The 19061-nt window shown below is 45.0% G+C and carries 16 protein-coding genes; 6 read left to right on the forward strand and 10 right to left on the reverse strand.

Going from position 1 to position 19061, the window contains the following annotated elements; all coding sequences use genetic code 11:
- Window positions 1-78: 78 nt before the first annotated feature.
- Genes AB4405_RS07860 through AB4405_RS07870 form a run of 3 tightly spaced genes read right to left on the reverse strand, consistent with a single transcriptional unit; the run spans window position 79 to window position 4300 of the window.
- Window positions 79-1194, reverse strand: coding sequence for a lipocalin-like domain-containing protein (locus AB4405_RS07860; protein ID WP_372060321.1), 1116 nt, complete (start codon window positions 1192-1194; stop codon window positions 79-81).
- The gene (locus AB4405_RS07865) at window positions 1195-3648 is read right to left on the reverse strand and encodes an ABC transporter permease (protein ID WP_372060322.1); all 2454 of its coding nucleotides are present in this window, start codon (window positions 3646-3648) and stop codon (window positions 1195-1197) included.
- Window positions 3629-4300: an ABC transporter ATP-binding protein gene (locus AB4405_RS07870; RefSeq protein WP_102470676.1), complete on the reverse strand. Its 672-nt coding sequence runs from the start codon at window positions 4298-4300 to the stop codon at window positions 3629-3631. Before AB4405_RS07870 ends, AB4405_RS07865 begins: the two co-directional genes overlap by 20 nt.
- A 271-nt stretch (window positions 4301-4571) precedes the next feature.
- Between AB4405_RS07870 and AB4405_RS07875 the strand changes: the two genes are divergently transcribed.
- The gene (locus AB4405_RS07875) at window positions 4572-5999 is read left to right on the forward strand and encodes a DUF2867 domain-containing protein (RefSeq protein WP_372060323.1); all 1428 of its coding nucleotides are present in this window, start codon (window positions 4572-4574) and stop codon (window positions 5997-5999) included.
- 130 nt (window positions 6000-6129) lie between these two features.
- Here AB4405_RS07875 and AB4405_RS07880 read toward each other — a convergent pair whose 3' ends face one another.
- The 6 genes from AB4405_RS07880 to AB4405_RS07905 all read right to left on the reverse strand — a co-directional run bounded on the left by AB4405_RS07880 (window position 6130) and on the right by AB4405_RS07905 (window position 11885).
- A complete protein-coding gene (locus tag AB4405_RS07880) occupies window positions 6130-7176 on the reverse strand; it encodes a hypothetical protein (RefSeq protein ID WP_372060324.1) in 1047 nt (348 codons plus the stop codon).
- Between the two features lie 422 nt (window positions 7177-7598).
- Window positions 7599-8276, reverse strand: coding sequence for a YoaK family protein (locus AB4405_RS07885; RefSeq protein ID WP_372060325.1), 678 nt, complete (start codon window positions 8274-8276; stop codon window positions 7599-7601).
- Between the two features lie 201 nt (window positions 8277-8477).
- Window positions 8478-8978, reverse strand: coding sequence for a GNAT family N-acetyltransferase (locus AB4405_RS07890; RefSeq protein ID WP_372060326.1), 501 nt, complete (start codon window positions 8976-8978; stop codon window positions 8478-8480).
- Between the two features lie 53 nt (window positions 8979-9031).
- A complete protein-coding gene (locus AB4405_RS07895; protein ID WP_372060327.1) occupies window positions 9032-9565 on the reverse strand; it encodes a GNAT family N-acetyltransferase in 534 nt (177 codons plus the stop codon).
- Between the two features lie 14 nt (window positions 9566-9579).
- Window positions 9580-10269 carry a response regulator gene (locus tag AB4405_RS07900; RefSeq protein WP_372060328.1) on the reverse strand — a complete coding sequence of 230 codons (690 nt, stop codon included), beginning with the start codon at window positions 10267-10269 and terminating at the stop codon, window positions 9580-9582.
- Window positions 10266-11885, reverse strand: coding sequence for an ATP-binding protein (locus AB4405_RS07905; protein ID WP_372060329.1), 1620 nt, complete (start codon window positions 11883-11885; stop codon window positions 10266-10268). The genes AB4405_RS07900 and AB4405_RS07905 overlap by 4 nt, the downstream gene beginning before the upstream one ends.
- Before the next feature lie 327 nt (window positions 11886-12212).
- Between AB4405_RS07905 and AB4405_RS07910 the strand changes: the two genes are divergently transcribed.
- From AB4405_RS07910 to AB4405_RS07930, 5 genes are all read left to right on the forward strand, one after another.
- Window positions 12213-12452 (forward strand): cation transporter, encoded by a 240-nt coding sequence (locus AB4405_RS07910; protein ID WP_372060330.1) that lies wholly within the window; start codon window positions 12213-12215, stop codon window positions 12450-12452.
- Window positions 12453-12628: 176 nt separating this feature from the next.
- Window positions 12629-14044, forward strand: coding sequence for a TolC family protein (locus AB4405_RS07915; protein WP_372060331.1), 1416 nt, complete (start codon window positions 12629-12631; stop codon window positions 14042-14044).
- The gene (locus AB4405_RS07920) at window positions 14041-15015 is read left to right on the forward strand and encodes an HlyD family secretion protein (RefSeq protein ID WP_372060332.1); all 975 of its coding nucleotides are present in this window, start codon (window positions 14041-14043) and stop codon (window positions 15013-15015) included. Before AB4405_RS07915 ends, AB4405_RS07920 begins: the two co-directional genes overlap by 4 nt.
- 9 nt (window positions 15016-15024) lie before the next feature.
- Entirely contained in the window at window positions 15025-16209 is a 1185-nt protein-coding gene (locus tag AB4405_RS07925) for an ABC transporter permease (RefSeq protein ID WP_372060333.1), read from the forward strand.
- Window positions 16206-17345, forward strand: a complete 1140-nt coding sequence (locus AB4405_RS07930) for an ABC transporter permease (RefSeq protein WP_372060334.1) — start codon at window positions 16206-16208, stop codon at window positions 17343-17345. The genes AB4405_RS07925 and AB4405_RS07930 overlap by 4 nt, the downstream gene beginning before the upstream one ends.
- 246 nt (window positions 17346-17591) lie before the next feature.
- Here the strand turns inward: AB4405_RS07930 and AB4405_RS07935 are convergent, their stop codons facing one another.
- Window positions 17592-19058, reverse strand: coding sequence for a hypothetical protein (locus AB4405_RS07935; protein WP_372060335.1), 1467 nt, complete (start codon window positions 19056-19058; stop codon window positions 17592-17594).
- Between the last annotated feature and the right edge of the window lie 3 nt (window positions 19059-19061).

The raw sequence follows: 19061 nt of genomic DNA on the forward strand, positions 1-19061 counted from the left end.
ATTTAGAGAAAAAAATGATGGAATACAAATGTTGTTGAGTTACAACATTTATGCAGTAACAAGAGGGGGAGATCTTGCTCAATATCCGTTGAGCTGCATGTAACCTGATGCCGAGTGTGTACCTGTTGTGTGAATTGGCCCCTGCCATTGAGGTACCACAAAATTCACCCAGTTAACGTTATCGTCCGCTTTTATGGTCACATCAATACCATACTTGGGCGCGCTTATACTCCACGTTAAAGGCACGCGAGCCCCCGTATCCACTTGGGTATAATTCAACACCCGTAACGCGATATCATCAGCGTCAATGGTGGTCACAGCACCTGATTGGTCAATCAAACTTGCGCTAGTGAACGGCATATTTCTGTTGTATCGATACTGACTCACTGTCAGTACCTTGTCCGCTGACAAACGAATAGCAAAATTATCTTCACCAACCGAGCTTCGCCCGACTAACTCACTGCCCCACTCTTTTGAAAGCCATGCGCTTCCAGTCACCGATAATTTTTGTCCATCGGCTAATGCTATTTGACCCGATGCAGAGATAAAAGGCGCTTCAAAAACATAAGACGCTCGCGACAGCAAGTCATGTTTCGCATGATAGCCGTTCTCTCCGATGATGGCATACTTGCCTTTCTGCTCAAGCTGCAAGTTAATCTTAAATTTCTCGGTCGCGATTTTTAGATTACCAGGCATCGGATCTCTCGACAGAGAACGCCAAGACCAGTCATCAATCCATACTCTGAATGGACGACTGACACCACCCGCTTGTCCAATGCCTCCGCGCGATATGCGTTGGTCGGTAAACATTCCCAGATGACTGGTTAGAACAACATTGGAAATATAGATTTGAGGGTCTTCCCACCCTGTTTTAACTCGGTCATCACTGGCATAGCGAAAGAAGCGCCATCTCAGCCAATAGGTCTGCCCATGTTGATCGGTCAATTCTGTAACAAGCTGCCACCATTCATGGTGGAACTCAGGATGAAAACTAAAATCCTCCGGAAGTTTAACCGCGCGGTCAGGCAATACGGGTTCAAATACTTTCTTTCCTGGTGAACCAAATATAGTGTTGATGTGTGCCGTCTTAGAGCGGGTAATACGTTCTTCTTCATCTTTAACAACCCATACAAACGAAGCCGTAACCACAACGACTAAGCAACTGAAAAAGATTATTTTTTGAAGTCGGGTCATTTACAAAGCGTCTCTTAACGAATTAATAGGCGAATTTCGAATCAATCGGAGAACAGGAATAGCACCTGCAACAACCAGAGCAAGTAAACTCCACAAACTGGTGGTGAGATACTGCCAAGGTACGATTTGCAGTTGTAGAGACCAACCAAATGACTGCTTAATAACAATATCAACAATCAATTGCGCTAATGCAATGCCCAATGGCATAGCGATAGCGGCCGAAATCAAGCCAAAGACCAGTAACTGTAATCCACCTACGATAACGAGCTCACGCCCAGATATCCCAAAACAACGCAATAAAGACGTATGTCGTTGCCTCGAAACCTCACCCGCGATTGTCGCAAAGAAGATACCAAACACGGCAATAACCAATGTGATGTTACCTAGTGTGTCTGCAATCGCGAATGTTCGATCAAACGTCTGCATTGCTTCACGGTGAATCGTTGTATTATCGTAAATTCGTTCAGTATTTAGCCTAAAGGTACTTTGCAGACGTCTTTGTACCATGACTGAATGTTCTTTGTCGTTTAATACTGCGCCAAGCGCCACGTCTCCAGAGCCAGCAAAACTTGCTAACCAACGGTTTTGTGACATAAGAACCTGATCGTAAGGGTTACCATAGTCATAGTAGACCCCGATCACCTGCCAGTTTTTACCTAATGGTTTACCCAAATCTAGATAATCACCAGGCCTCAACTTTTGTTTCAGCGCCATCGATTCACTGATCATTACGCCTTTGGAATGATGCAGGTGATACCAATAATTAGGAATACCCGTTTTGACCGTCAGCGAATCCAACTCGCCCACAGAGTCTCCTGTACTTACTACTTGCATCATACCATTGTCAGTTGGCACTTCTTCTTCCCAGCGCCACCAGACTCGTTCGACTTCTGGTTGTTCTTCTAACCATTTACTCATGCGATCAGCATTATTGTTTGTCGGGTATACATAAATGTCCGCGGCTAAACGCTGAGTCAACCACCTGTCAGTTGTGTCACGAAAACTACCAACCATGGTCTCCACCCCCATGTTCGCCGCCATCGCAAGCATAAATGCCATATTGGCGACACCACGATAGCTCATACTGGCTGCAGCATCGGCGAAAAACCATCGTACCTTCACCCATTTCAGAGAAAACGATAGCGCAGTAAACACTTTCCAAATAATGAATGGGGTAATCAGCGCCACACTCAATAGCATCAATACTATAATGGCGTAACCGGAACTCTGCGACTTAGGTGCTTGATAGATGGCGATAGCTGCGACACAAAAACCACATGCTACGAATGCCTGCCAAGTAAACTCCGCACCAGTAAAGCGCATCAACGATAAACGGGAAGATAATCGGATCGGTTGCGATTTTAATAAGCGAACCAATGGCCAACCACAAGAGATAACGGCACCAAAGAAAGCCAGCAAGAAGCTGTACATGCTCCACTCCCAACTCCATTCAATGCTCAGTCCAATGTTCGCATCATATAAATCACTGAGGCTTTGTGAGACAGCAGGTATGAGTTGATTCGCAAGAAGCAAACCCAACACATTCCCCCCCCACCAGCTCAGGAATACAAGTCCTGCGAGCTCAAGGCACAGGGCTTGTGCAAGTTGCCATCCGGAAACCCCTAATTGACGTAAGCTGCCCACTAGAGGTTGACGCTGAGCTAGCGATAACGACATCGCCTGGTAGAAAATGAACAACCCAACGACAAAAGACAGCATGCTCATCGCAGTTAAATTAGTGTGAAAAGCTTTCGTGAGCGCCTCAAGCTGAGATTGAGAGCTTCTTGATAATGTCATCCCGTTAGGAATACGTTTACGTAACGCTTCAAGTTTTTCGGATGACATATCACCGCAGGCGATGACGGACAGTCCAGACGATTTTTTAAGGCTACGCAATAGAGACATATCGGCTAGTATGCGCGTCCCACGGATCCCCTTTTTTGTATCAATTTTGATGGGGCCGATCTGTCTGCCCCCTTTGAGAGTAATGATATCTCCCGCCTGCCAACCCTTATGCTCAGCTAAGTCAGCGCTGACGACCACCGTAGTCGGTACCTTCATAAGGTCTTGTGAGGCGAGATCACTGATTGTGACGGAGTTTTTTAGTTGCAACAATGCGACAGGGTCGACGCCAACTAAATTTAACTCTAAATCATCCGCCGTCATCACTTTATGCATATCAAACGGTACACACTGCTTAAAACCTTCACGCCTCAGTTGAACATAAAAGCCTTGAGGGATTTTTGTTTCTGCATGCTTGGGACGAATTCGATAGGGAACGGGGTTGGCAAATAGCTTCTCACCACTGGCATAAGCCTGTTTAGCATGGTGATTGATCGCGGTTACGCCCACAAGAAGTGAAACACCGAGTGTTAAGCCTAACCAGACGAGTAGAATTTGGAGTGGGTGACGGCGATAGTGCCCAAGTAGCGCTTTAACTACGGGCAATAACATGCAGGTGTCCTCCTTGGAGGCGAATACAACCGTCCATATGGCTTGCCACCTTTTCACTGTGTGTCACCACCAGTAAAGTACATTTTAGCTGACTGGTTAACGAAGTAAGAAGGCGCATCACGGCCTCAGCATTTCGCTCATCTAAGCTGCCTGTCGGTTCATCTGCTAAAAGAATTTTGGGTTCCATATAAAGCGCTCGAGCAATGGCAGCACGCTGTTGTTGTCCACCCGATATCTCTTCAGGGTAGCGCCCTAATAAAGCCATGAGGTCAAGCGCGGAAAGAATTTGACGCCACAAGCCCCTATCTTCTGGGAGACCTTTTATTTGACGGCAAAAGCGGATGTTGTCGGCGACGTTGAGCGTTGGAAGCAAATTAAACTGCTGGAAGATATGCCCAATGTTGTTTCGACGATACGCGGTTCGCATGTTTTCCGTCGAATCGTGCATCGCGAAATCGGGATACCATATTTCACCAGAATCAACACTGTCTATCCCTGCGAGAAGATTGAGTAAAGTACTCTTACCTGAACCACTCTCACCCATCAAAGCTAATTGTTCACCTTGTGACACTGTCAACTCTGCACCTTGCAGTACAGGGTGAAACTCACCACCATCGATATAGCCTTTACTTAGGTCAGATAATTTAAGCACTACTACACTTCAATCACACACAAAATTGGAGTGTGAATTTACACTAAAAACCCCAAGGTAGGAAGCCAAAATGGTCTGTTAAAGGTGAACTATCCGATTTTCACATCTAGATAAGAATGAAATATCGTTTTTTCGCAAAAGCTGTCGTGATGGCATTCAGTTAGTTATATTGCAGAAAACGGTGATGTCTTTATATTTCGCACAGCAAAAATCAGAAAATATGTTAAGTTTTAATAAGATAATACTTATTATTTGATAAATGGAGTGACAAATGAAACGTATTTTGGTCCTTGGCGCGTCCGGTTACGTCGGTTCACAGTTAATTCCATTATTATTGGAGCAAGGCCATGAAGTTACCGCGGCCGCTCGTCAAATCGAATACCTCAAAGCTCGGGTCATGCCACACTCCCAACTAACATTCGAGTACCTTGATTTAGCTGACCGCAAAGCCACGATGGCAATCGTGCCTAATTTTGATGTTATCTATTTTCTCGTGCATGGCATGGCGCATGGTCATGATTTCCTTGACTACGAACTCACGTTAGCCCAAAACGTTAAGGATGCACTCGATATCAGCACCGTTAAACACGTGATTTATTTAAGTGCCATTCAGCCTCAAACTGGTAACTCCAGTCACCTGGCAGCGCGAAAAGCAACCGGTGATTTACTAAGAACCAGTTCTGTCGCGATTACAGAGTTGAGAGCGGGCGTTATCATTGGCCCAGGATCCGCCGCCTATGAGATCATGCGTGACTTTGTCTACAACCTGCCGATTCTTATTGCACCTAAATGGGTCGATTCAAAAGCCAATCCTATTGCGCTTGAAAACCTCAACCATTATCTACTTCAGCTAGCCAAAGATGAACGACCACAAACCGTTATTTACGAGGTCGGTGGGCCCGACGTACTCTCCTATCACGAGCAATTTCGTATTATTTGCGACAGCATTAACAAGCCACTACGCCTTTGGGCTACAAGCCTACTGACTCCAAGGCTAGCTTCGTATTGGCTAGGCATCGTCACCTCGGTACCTTCAAGTATTGGGCGCGCCTTATTGGCGGGGTTAGAGCATGATTTTATTGCCGACTCGACCAAAATCCAAACCCGTTACCCTCAGCGATTAATTTCTTATGAGGAAGCAGTAAAAACGAGCGTCGCTAAAGATGGAGATTTTGTTCTTAGTAATGTTTGGGGCTTTGATCCGAGTGCGTTAACACGCTGGCAGGCAGGTTATGGTTATTATCCCAAGAAAACAGGTGCAACGTTCTCCACGACTAAATCAAGTGAGGCGCTTTGGGATGTAGTGAAACAAATTGGCAGCCCTAAAGAAGGCTACTTTTTTGCTAATAGCTTATGGCGCACAAGGGAATGGTTAGATATTTTCTTTGGTGGCGGGCGGCCTAAGAGGCGCATACCGAAAGGGCCAACGCTTCAGGTCGGTGATTTTATTGATTCATGGAAAGTCATTCGCTGTGAACAACCGGGCTTTCTCTCTTTACTCTTTGGAATGAAAGGGCCGGGTTTAGGAAGGTTGGAATTTACCATCACGGATCTCGGAGATAGGCGAGAGATTAACATCTCGGCTTGGTGGCACCCGCAGGGCTTTTTAGGGCTTCTTTACTGGTTCGCCATGATGCCTGCTCATCTTTTCATTTTTAAAGGTATGGTACGCGCCGTTTGCAAGAAGGCTAAAGGGTAGAAATTTACGCTCAGCGGCAGTGAGAACTGGAGTGCCTAAAGCAAGCGCTCTATTTGATGTCCACAGCCCCACGCGCATAAACCCTACCGGCGATGAACCGAGTTGTATTCAGATGTTAACCATGATTCTTCTAATTACAATTTGGTTTTTCATTGGCTCGACCGATACGGTATATCTTTTCGGCTCGAGTCCCAAAGAACCAAAAGCTGATTGCTAAAATCGCGAAGAGTACGGCTTTATGCGTCCCTTCCCAAAAATACTCAATAAAACGCGTGTAGAGATTGATGAAGATAAAAATCAAACCAAACCCTCTAGTCAGTTCATCATCATATTTCATACCATGATACAGCGATGCAATAGACGCAATAAGCAGTAGTACCGACCAGTGAATCAAAGAGAATTGATCGACACCACTCCATGCCGACCAATCACCAAAATTGCCAAAAATCGACATCAGCCACATGGATATAAAGAAAACAGAAAGCCCTACCGCGCGAGTAGTTGCGACAAAGTCTTCTTTTGAATCCCAACGGCGCAGTGCCCACGAGCTAGCGCCAATAAGTAGCGAGCCAAACAGCACAAAACGCAGCGGAAAGTTTAAACCAATAAAATAACCCAATTCGCTGGCCTGATAGGTTTCAAACCCAAACCAACAACCGAGCGTTAATAGGGCGCACAACCAAACGATCAAAGATGGTATCCAGAGCCCTAATACCCCGTAAACAAATGCAGCGAGTAGGATCAGTTTTGCTAAACTGTCCGCTTGGATCACCTGCCCAAGAAAATAAATCGACAATGCAGTACTGACTATTCCCAATACAAATAGGGCTTCATTACTAAACATTTTGTCCGGTGAAAGCCGCTTGCGGCGAAGCCCAAAGGTATAAAAAAGCCCTGAAATCAACGCGAAAAATCCACTTTTAACAATGTCTGGCGCCGTGAATATCTCTTCAAACAACTTAATTAGCCACTCATCAAGTAGCACCGATAACACTGAGAACACGATACAAACAATGGCTATCCAGAATGAGTATTTGGCGATTATCGACCAATCTATGTTGGCTATTTGATAGCTACCTTTGAGTTTTTTAGAATCCTCTGAGGTAATGATCCCCTCCTCCAGCCATTGGTCAATCGTACGATCTACAACACGACTTTCTGTTTTCGATAGTTTCATTCTAAAACTCTTCTACTCAAACTTTATTTAGGTATTAGTGAATGTGGTGCATAAGCCTAACCAAAAACAACGTCACACCGTTTAGCATTTAGCGGCGCCGTCACTATGACATAACGAGATTCAAGTTTGGTCAATTCAGTGTGGTTTGTTTCAAACGCCGTTACCTCAGCGCTTGAATGGTATTACTCATTATACTTGCACACTGAGTAATACTTTACTTCAAGACAAGGCAATTCTCTAATAATGCGATAGGAATGATACGGTGAATGTGGAATGGTGCCGCGCGAATATCATCTCGATTCGCCAGCTCTCCCAACACGTCACGACAAAACCACCAAGCAAAGCGGCCCATCTATGCAACCAATAGCGGCACATGCGTTCAAAAATCAAGTCCTGTCTGCGTCTCCATCAATCTCAGAACCCTAATTCTCTGAACGCGTTGTATAAGCAATTCGCTTTCTATAAACGCGATATCCCAACGCCAACAACAAGCATAGAATCGCGGGAGGCATTAATGCATAAAAAGCCAGATAATTAAATAAAATCGTGCCTGCTAAGCCGCCAGACACAAAGCCACATAATATAATGACAAACAATTTAGCCTTGCGCTTATCAAAGCTTTCACCTCTCAACGTGGAACCAATCATGATCCCGAGGTCGGTAACAATCCCAGTAACGTGCGTGGTCCTTACTACCGCGCCGCTGAACGTCGTTGCCAATGCATTTTGCAACCCACAGGCAGCCGACGCAAAATAACTGCCAGTTTGAGAGTTGTGAGCTAAGAAATACGTCGCCAAGATCAATAACGCCCCCTCAATACACAATAACCATTCATATTGACGCCCCAATTTCAATGAAACGTTGGAGATAAACACCCCTGAGATAGCCGACCCCACTAAAAAACTAATAATAATGGCGATTAAGTGACCTGACGTCGACCAGCTATTAAATAGTTGCGTACCGAGTAACGTTGCAGTGCCGGATAAATGTGATATGGCTTGGTGCTGAAAGCCCAGTAAACCTACGGCGTTCACTGTACCGGCAAGCAACGCTAAAATGAATGCGCCGGACTCTATCCAGCGTGGAAGTCTCGAAATCACCCCAATGGCCTTACATGACGTGCCAAACATGCACGTGTTGTTAATAAAAAAGTGAGAGTGGTATGTTCGTTAATATCGTGACTATCGATGCTTAGCTCAAGGCTCAATGACAACATTGCCTTCATTCATGGGCACTATTTGCAGTTAAGGAGTCCGATAGTAAGTAGATTCTATAATCACTAGACCTATACCAAGCTGGCATCATAATCCTATTTTAGCTTCGCGCTTTGATGTCAAACACATAATATGTTGCGGCCCAGCTTCTCCACCAAGATACAGACGCTGAGTATCATTAAATCCGAGCTTTAAATACAGCGACCTTGCTGTCTGATTTTTACAGTTCACAGTAAGATACAAATCCCCGACTTCCTCGCCTAACCAAGTGGAATAGTGATAGGCAATCTGTTCAAGCGCGAGTCTTGCAAATCCGCGCCCCTGATATCGCTGGTCTATAAAAAATGACCTCAAACCAACACTCCCTTGCGGGCAAAATGAGTACCGACTCGAATAAGACCGATCAAGTAAGAAAAATCCCACAGGGGTACTATCATGCCAAATGACCCATTGAGACACCGAGCTTTGCGTACTGCTTTGTTCAATGATGTTGGCAATATCACCAACAAACGCTTTCTGTGCATCCAGCACAGACAAATTCAGCACATTAGTTTGGTTATGGGCTTGTAACCGCTCGATGGTTAGCATTCGTTTGTGCTTCCTTGTCGTGTTAATTTACGATGCGTTCGGACGCCATGTCTTTAACTCGTCCTTTTTAGTGACATTAACCATAAGTCCCAGTAACGCCCTTCGACAAATTTAGTGTTTCTGACAATGTCCGTACGCACAAACCCTAATTTTTGATAGCAATGAATAGCAGAACGGTTATGCGAAAACACTGACAGCGTAATATCGGAACGTTCGTTTTTCGAGGTGGCAAGTGCGAGCAACCGCTTTAACATTCTAAAAGCGAAACCTTGTCCTTGAAAGTCAGGATGAATAAACACTCGACAGATACGTAGCGTGTCATTGTCGACTCGAACTAACTCCACAAACCCAACCTTACGACCATTAACATGGAACAAAAAAGGCTGCGCAGCTTGATTACGATAATGCTCCGTTAATTGTCGATGCGTCAAAGGAAAGGTAAATTGAGGGCCGCTCCATTGATAGTTAAGCGTGTCCGTGTTTATCCAGTCGATGAGTAAAGGATAATCGTTAGATGTAAAAGGGTGCAAAGAACACACTTCCATACCAATGGATGGTTTACTACCCTTTTCCGCTTCAATTTCCATCTAATCATCCTTTGCTACGCCCTTTGGACTCGGCGATAACATCGCTCGGGGCGCCCTACTGAGCCATAGTTAACATCTGCTTCAAGCTCTCCGGTACTAATTAAAAACTCCAGATAGCGCCTAGCCGTCGTTCTGCTCGCCCCTATGTAATCACCGGCTTCATCGGCGGTAAACAGATTCTTATCGACAAAAATAGTCCGTATTTTCTCCAGAGTCACCCCGTCAATGCCTTTCGGTAGATGTTTCTCTGCCGCCGACTCGTTAGAATTATTTTGCATCATCTCATCAACCATTGACTGATCTAAACCGTCTAAATGATGCAACTTCTTCGTTCGTTTTTGGTACTTTTTTAATGCGGCTTCTAGGCGAGGGTACATGACCGGTTTTAAAAGATAGTCAATCACCCCACCCCGCATGGCTTGCTGCAAAGTTTCAACATCTCGCGCCGCTGTGATTAAGATAACATCGCACTGCTGGTTCAACGTTCTCAAACGCCCCAAAATATCGATGCCGGTTCCGTCGGGTAAATGCACATCTAGCATCACCAACTCAGGCTCTAGTAACTCCAGTTGCATCTCTGCTTCTGCGCAAGACGTTGCAATCCCTACGACATCAAACCCACCCATTTTCTCTAGATACCGGCGATGCAGTTCTGCGATTTTTAAATCGTCTTCTATAATCATTGCACGTGTCATTGCACTCATGCCAATCCATCCTTTGGTACATATACTGTGACTCGAGTCCCCATATCATTATTTGCTATCAACTCTAATTGCCCCTGATAGCGCTCGGTTAACTGTTTAACCAAGAATAACCCTACCCCGCGGTTGCTAGGCGACTTGCTCGACACTCCACGTTGTGTCAGAGAGGACACATCTAGATTGGTCGGCAATCCGCAGCCTTTATCAACCACTTCGAGGATTATCTCATTGCCAAAATCACTTACTGACACCTCAACCGTGGCGCGTAATTCTCGGTCATTCGGCATTTTTTGAATCGCCGACAAACTCGCATCAAATGCATTATCAATAAGATTACCGAGAATCGTCACCAAGTCATCTGAGTTCAACGCTGCAGGCATCGGCTCTAAACGAGATTCAGGGTCAACCACTAAGGTTAACCCTAGCTCTCTTGCCCGCTCAGTCTTGCCTAACAACATTCCAGCGATCAATGGGTCACGGATGGTCTCTCTTAAAAACTCGATTAGGGATTGATAGTGCGCGGTTTCTTGCCCGATCATATGTTGTACGGCACTTAATTCCCCCATCTGAAGCATCCCATTAATAGTGTTCAGCTTATTGCGGTGTTCATGGGTTTGAGAGCGTAACATTTCTGCATAAGCCTTCGTTTGTGAAAGTTGATCCGTAAGGTCGTTAATCTCATCTCTTAGACGAAAGCTCGATACGGCCCCGACAACCTTACCGTCGACAAGAATAGGACCGCGGTTAGCGACAATTCTTCGCTGATTTAAATACAACTCAATATCATGATCGACCTCTTGGCTATCGAGTAAATGATGCAAATCCGAATTCGGTAAGACACGAGTTAGTGGCTGGTTAAGTGACGCCTGCTTATCTAGCTGCAATATATCGCAAGCACTGGTATTAATTGAGCGCAGTATTCCATTTGAATCAATGCTGATCACCCCTTCTTTTATGGTGCTCATTGTCACATCCAGTTCACTATACAATCGACCTATTTCTTCGGGCTCGAAGCCCAATATCGCCTTCTGAAAACGCCTAGAAATATAGTTTGATACAATACCATTAGCCACTAAAACCAGTGCCGCCATTCCTAATAAAAAAGCCAAATATGGCTCAATACGGTCTTGAAGCCTATCAAGCAAGTACCCAACCGAAACAACGCCAATAATGTTGCCATCAGCACCGAACACGGCAGCCTTGCCACGCACCGACTTACCTAACGAACCCTCGGCAAACGACACATATGACTGCCCATGCACAAGGGCTTTATCATTGTCGCCCCCTTTCATTGGTTTGCCGATTCGTTCATCAATGGGATGCACCAACCGTATTCCATCACGATCACCGATCACAATAAAAGCCGCCCCTATCATTTCGGTCAGGCCACGGAAACGATGTTGACGAGTTGCCGAGGAACGGTTTTCAATCATGCTTATCACTGAAGAAGATTGCGCTAAAAATGTCGCGACACCTTGTGCTTTAAAGCCCATCTCTTGTTCTTGCGATTGCTTAATATAACTAAACCCAGCCAGTGACAATATCACCAGTTGGAGCAACCCTGACAAGGTCATAATGATCAACATTCGATGACGGAAGCTAAACTGATTCCACTTCATTAATACTCCCTCTTTCATGTTAATACCTTAACAGTCATGTAACATCAATACACTCTGTGTGTCATCGTTCTGTGACACTATTAAGTAATTTATAATTTGTATTCAGCACCATTAACGTGCGATTCATAAGCAAGAAATCCATGTTGCATATAGTTCATTCGAAACGCGGGCTAAGATCACACCACTTTTAGGTTATTTTTAGAACTAATTAGTGCATTTTTTGTATATTAAACGAGCACATCATGGTTAGTGATGGAGCAATAGAGACAACCAAAAATTAACATCTCAGAAAAATAAAAATAATGAGAGCGTATAAGGAACAACGTTATGAAACGTGACTGTTTTGGAATTTGCCTAAATAGGGCTGTGCTGTCAAAGAACCGAGCATCAACTTTCACTCATGTTAGGGCTTACCAACAAAAAGACTCGCAGCTAGCACCCATAGAAGATGACCTGCAGGTCTCTTTTGCTTCCCCGCAAATGTCAGGTAGCGAGGTGCTTAAGGCCATGCTAAAAGCTAAAGATTTGGTATGGAGAGCGGGCTATATCTGCCCCTCCCATTCATAGATAACTCCTACCCTCAAGAGGCTCATAACGAGCCTCTTTCTTTTTTAACGACCTTGTTCAAAAAAAACAAACACTTAACTTCGTAATTTGCCTCTTTGCGTCTACATTAATAGTATTGCACTTATATTTTTTAGAGTATAAACTCTAACTTTTTTAACGTACCGCTTGGAGCAAACATGAAAATTAGGTCCCTGCCTTTGGTTGTGGGCGCATTGTTAGGCACACTCTCGTTTAATGCATGGAGTGCAGACGTCTCTTTCGACGAAGCCTGGCAGCTGCTTCAACAAAACAACAACTCACTCGCGGCGCAACGTGCCAACGTCGAACGATATGGACATTTGAAGAGCGCAACCAGTAATCTAAACCTTCCAAGTGTCACTGTAGGCGCCAACTACACGCGGCTCGACCAAGATGTTACTGTCTCAGGACAGCAACTGGGCGACAGCTTAAGTGGCGTGCCTCAAAGCCCAATTCTAGGGCAATTATTAAGCGGGCTTGGTGGCGTCACCTCCACCATCGAACACAAAGATATTTTCAGCTCCTCGATTCGCGCTATCTGGCCTATTTTTACTGGTGGTCGCATTACTGCCGCGCAAACCGCTGCTGAAGGCCGCCAAGAAGAAGCAGAAAGCCAACTCGCTATGGAAGTCCAAGCTCGATACGAAGACCTGAGTAAATACTATTTCAGCGTGATTTTGGCTAAGGAAGTTGTGGAAACAAGAATCGCGGCGGAAGAGGGGTTAATTAAGCATCGCGATCACGCCATTAAACTTGAAAACCAAGGACAAATTGCAAGGGTAGAGCGCCTGCAAGCTGAAGCCTCGCTTGATAAAGCGACCGTTGAACGTAAAAAAGCACAACACAGCCTAAATATTGCTCAAGCTGCATTAACACAAATTTTGGGGCAAACAGAAAAAGTCGACCCAAGAGACGAGCTCTTTATCAATCGCTCCCTCCCCCCTTTAGATGCGTTCATTGATCAAACTTTAGATACGTACCCTGGCTTATCCATTCTTGACGCAAAAGAAAAACAAGCCAGTAGTCTTATCAAGGCTGAAAACGGCAAATATTACCCGGAAGTATACGCGTATGGTGACTATAACCTCTATGAGGGTGATTCGTTAGCGAACCAAATGACACCAGATTGGTTGGTCGGGATTGGCGTCAGTATCCCATTAATTGAAAATACGGGCCGAAGTGAAAAAGTTAAAGCGGCCAATAGTGCAGTCAGTCAAGTCCAGTTCCTCAAACGTCAAGCAAAGCTCGATCTCAGTGTCCTGGTCGAAAAAACGTACCTAGAGGCTCAGCAAGCATTAGATGAAGCCATCGGGCTGAACTCCAGCTTGTCCCTCGCCGAAGAAAACTTGTCGTTAAGACAGAAAGCATTCTCACAAGGTTTAGGACGCTCACTGGATGTCGTTGATGCAGAACTTTACCTTGCGAGCATTAAAACACAGCAAGCAGCAGCAAGCTTTCAATACCTATTGTCTCTCAACAAGTTACTGGCGCTTTCCAGTGAAATGAACAGCTTTAGCCAATACAAATACCAATCTATCAATCCTGCAAACATCAGTAATAAGGACGCATCATGAACAAGGTAAAACCAACACTCGCGACACTCGGTGCGATCGTTATTGCAGGATGGGTAGGCTATAAGTTTTTTGATGCTTATCAAACACCTCCATTTCGTATCCAAGGACAGATTGAGTCGCAACAGTACAGCATCTCATCAAAGGTACCAGGCAGAATCGATCAAGTCATGGTCCGAAAAGGCGATGACATTACCGAAGGCCAGTTAATTTTCACCATCCATAGCCCTGAGATCGAAGCCAAGTTAGAACAAGCGGTTGCTGGCGAAAAAGCCGCAGGCGCTTTGGCTCAACAAGCTAACAACGGGGCTCGCCAGCAGCAGATTCGAGCGGCAGAAGACCAATGGCGCAAAGCCAGAGCCGCATCCCAGTTGATGGAAAAGACCTACTTACGTGTTAACAATCTCTATAAAGATGGCGTAGTCGCCGAACAGAAACGCGACGAAGCAAAAACACAATGGCAGGCGTCAAAATACACTGAAAGCGCTGCGTATCAGATGTTTGAAATGGCAAAAGAAGGCGCACGCAATGAAACAAAAGTCGCCGCTGAAGAAAAGGTTCGTATGGCCGCTGGCGCGGTAGCCGAGGTCGAAGCTTACGTGGCTGATACAAAAATCCATTCATGGTTTGATGGCGAAGTCTCTCAGGTTCTTCTGCACAGCGGTGAACTTGCGCCGCAAGGCTTTCCAGTGGTTACAGTCATTGACACCAAAGACACATGGGCCGTGTTGAATGTGCGTGAGGATCAACTGCAACATTTTGAAAAAGATACAGAATTTGACGCTTATGTTCCTGCTTTAGACAAAGACGTAACCTTTAAGGTGTTCCATGTCGCCGTCATGGGTGACTTTGCAACATGGCGTTCAACAGATGCCACGCAAGGGTTTGACTTGCGTACCTTCGAAGTAGAAGCTCGCCCAGTTGGCAGTGACGTTAAGTTACGAATGGGCATGAGTCTTGTGGTTGAGATGTAAGGGTCGAGCATGAACCAAGCTCCAAACACAGCGTTACCCAGCGCCTCGTCGACTGGGCAGCACTACAGCCAGTGGCACATACTCAGACATGATAAGTGGCTCTTATCCTGTCTAACATGGGTACCTATTCTCTTATGTTTATCCATTTATTGGATATTTTCACAAGGGATTGCCAGCAACCTTCCCGTTGGGGTCGTGGACCTCAACAAAAGTGGCTTATCACAACGATTAGTTCGCCACTATGACGCGACGTCAATGTTAAGTGTTGATCATCAGTATGATGATATTCAACAAGCGAAAGCCGCTTTGGTTGAAGGCGATATCTACGCGATTTTATACATACCGGCTGGCTTTGATAAAGCCGTTACTCGATCTATCCCACCTCAAGTGACGTTGTTTTACAACAGCCAGTACATACTCGTTGGGCGCTTAATCAACTCCGCTGCGCTTCAAGCCCAAGGTACATTTAATGCTCAAATCGATGTTATAAAAAACCTATCAAAGGGCAGTACAACTAGCATGAGCGCTATCGGTAACGCCGTCCCCGTGCGTACTCAAATTACGCCATTGTTTAACAAAGGGACGAATTACGCTCAATTTCTGGTTAGCGCTATCGTACCTGCCATTTGGCAAATTGCGATCGTATCTTTCACCGTGTTGGTCCTAAGCGCCAACTACCGAATCGCTGGGATTCGACCTTGGCTTGGTAACGTGTCAATTGTGCGCCAATTAAGCCGTACGTTACTGCCCTACTTTTTATGGTTTTTGCTGCAAGGCTCATTTTTTCTCGTATGGTTTTACGACATCCTCGCGTGGCCGATGGAAGGCAGTTGGCTTGTACTATTCTTTGCGCAAGCAGTGACAACGTTAACTTGTATGATTATGGCTAGCTTCTTTTTCTTTCTAACGTGTGATGCAGCAAGAGCGATGAGCTTTGCAGGCGCATTTACTGCGCCAAGTTTCGCGTTCATGGGCATCACCTTTCCTGCAACTGATATGAATACGTTAGCCATGGCTTGGCGAGAGTTGCTGCCTATCAGCCACTACATTGAGGTACAAGTTAGCCAAGCAAGTTACGGCGTCACCGCAGGCCAGTCGCTATCACATCTGTTACCAATGATAGGGTATGTCATACCACTGCTACTGACCGTGGTTTTAGTTAAAAAGCACATGAGTAAGGAGTCTGCTGTATGACTTTGCTCGAACACATTAAACTCGAATTAAAAGCTATCCTGACTAACCCTGTTGTCACTTTGACCGTGTTTGGGGGGGTTATTTTCTATTCGTTTTTATACCCACTCCCCTACACGCAACAAACACCACGCGAGCAGCCTATTGCCGTTGTTAACCTCGATAGCAGCCAGACAAGCTTTCAACTTGAACGAATGGTCGATGCCACTCCGAATGTGACGGTTACCGAGCGACTGTATACGATTAAAGACGCCAAGCAATCGTTTTTGCAAGGTGATATCACAGGCTTCATTGTCATCCCTGAGCACTTCTACAAAGATCTAATGCTAGGAAAAAGCCCTGTTTTATCCTACGCAGGAGACGCGGCATTATTCCTTGTTTATGGCACCGTCGTTGAAGGGCTTGCGCAAGCAGGCGGTACACTGGCTGCCAAGACAAAAGTGACGAAGTTATTGATTGATGGTGTTCCGTTGGAATTAGCATCGCACCAATACGCGGCCACTCGATTAAACAGTAAGCCTACATTTAACCCGCGAATGGGCTACGTAGATTATGTTGTTCCTGCGGTGTTTGTTTTAATTCTTCAACAGACACTGGCCATGGCATCGGGGCTCATTGGTGGAACCCAACGACAAGGCAGTGGATATTGGCAGACACAATCCGTCTTCTCGGTACTAGCCGTGCGGACCGGGATTTTGTTACTGATTTATTATTTACTGTCTATGTACTACTTCGGTGCCAGTTTTAACATGTATGGGATCAGCACACTTGCTCAACCATTGGAATTACTGACATTAATGCTGCCATTCTTATTGGTCTCGTGCTTTATAGGGGTCTTTGTTGGCGCGATTACCCCACGCCGCGAGCTTGTTACTGTTGTCGTATTATTAAGTTCTATGCCCTTGGTCTTTTCGGCTGGTTTTATTTGGCCGTCTGAGATGTTGCCTGCCCCAATTCGATGGGTCGCCGCGATGTTTCCTACGCAACCCGCCATTAACGGTTTCCTAAAACTCAACCAAATGGGTGCAAGTTGGTCTCAAATCTCTGGTCATTGGACACAGCTCTGGCTGCAAGTGCTTGCTTGGGGTGGTCTTGCATACTGGAGTTTCTCACGTAATCGTACCAGTAAAACGGATTAGGCGTTCAACCAGCGTCTAACCACTGTTCTTGCCAGGGAAAGGTAAGCCCTCCTTCCTGGTAAAGGTAACCGTCATAAGACGTACTGCTCCTAATTCGCCCTCGATGTGTATACACATTCAAGGACGTAACAAATCTTATTTAGGACAGGTCACACATACTAAAAAGGCCAATGGATTACCCATTGGCCTTTTATCTTTCGAAACTGTCAGCTTAGCATTTAGAGAGCAGCGCAACTTTGCGGCGAGTTACCAAGTGCCCGTCATATTCATCATGCAGACGAACTTATTTTTAGTGACCTTTTTAGTGGTGTCTTCATTTAATGTTGATGAGAAAACACTACCAGAGGATAACCAATAATTCCCCATACCGAGCTTGTTGCCATTCAACAGATACTGATATGCGGTTCTCGACGCCAATTTAGAAGACAGTTTATCCGAACAATAACGAGTGGCATCCGACTTAGTTAAGTACACCGCTTTGCTGCCATTGTCTGAATATTCAACCGGCAGTAAATACTGATACGCATCATCTTTATGTATCACCGTATTGGTAAAGCGCTTACCCGCTAACCCATCCACTTTCTTCTGCTCTAGTGGGGCTTTGTTTTCATAACCGTTTAGAATCTGTTTGGTTAATGTAGGAGCTGTTGCCGCCTTAGGTTCGTTTCCTTTTACAGAGCTTTTAGCCTTCGATTCTGATTTTACTGGGCTCGGCGCTGATTGAGTCTTCTTTGTGGAAAACGGGAAAAAGTAGTCGCCATCATTGGTCAGACTCAGCTTTAAAGATTGAGTTTTTGATTCGTTGACGGCTCGAACATTGTAAATACCAACATAATTACCCGCGATATCAACCTTAGAGCCCGTGCCTACTTTTTGGTCATTAATATAGAAAACCGTGTCATTCGAGTTAGACCGAAAAACAAATCTCACTTTTTCAAGCCCCAACGCCTTGCGTAGCTCTAATTCGGTATTGGAATCAAATTCGTTTTTGTAGCTGGCTTCCACGGTGTATGTCAGGTCACCATTCATTTTTTGGGTCGCATCAACAATATTAAAAGAGGTGATATTTACCCGCTCGAAGCCACCCTTTTCGAGCATGAATGAGCGCTTCATTGTATTTAAATTACGATTGACACACGCCGACATGCTTTCACTTGAATCACACTCTAGGTTACCAACAAAGGTATCGCGGTTTACTTTGCGAGACTCAACAAGGTAGCGAGACTTCACTTGCTTATATAAAGCAAGTAACGCTTCATTTTTAGTCCGGTCTAAGCCTTTAATCACAGATTCATTTTTAGAAATGAGTGCTTTTTTCTCTGTAAGTAGCGTTTCTTTGCTCACCAACTCGGAGTTTAACTCAGCAACACGAGACGCTAAGTTACGCAACGTATCCGATAACGCTTCGTCATACTCGCCAGCAACCAGTTTTTTCTCCATCGAAGTGGAGTCAACTTTTATGTTTTCAATATTATTGACTAAATTGATCTTAATGGACTCAATATTAGAAACTAACTGGCTGTACGTCTCATTGTTTTCTTCAAGACCCGTTTGCAAATAACCGTTATCGTAATTACTACTGATCGTTTCTAGTTGAGCTTTCTCATCATGGTTCATGACTTCTAATGCATTAGCCGCGCTGCCAACACTCAGGCTTGCTAATGCTATTAATTTGAGCGTATTTAAATTAAAAACTCGGTGGGGAAAATTCACGAC

The organism is Vibrio sp. 10N.261.51.F12 (assembly GCF_041471725.1).
Classification (GTDB): Bacteria; Pseudomonadota; Gammaproteobacteria; order Enterobacterales; family Vibrionaceae; genus Vibrio.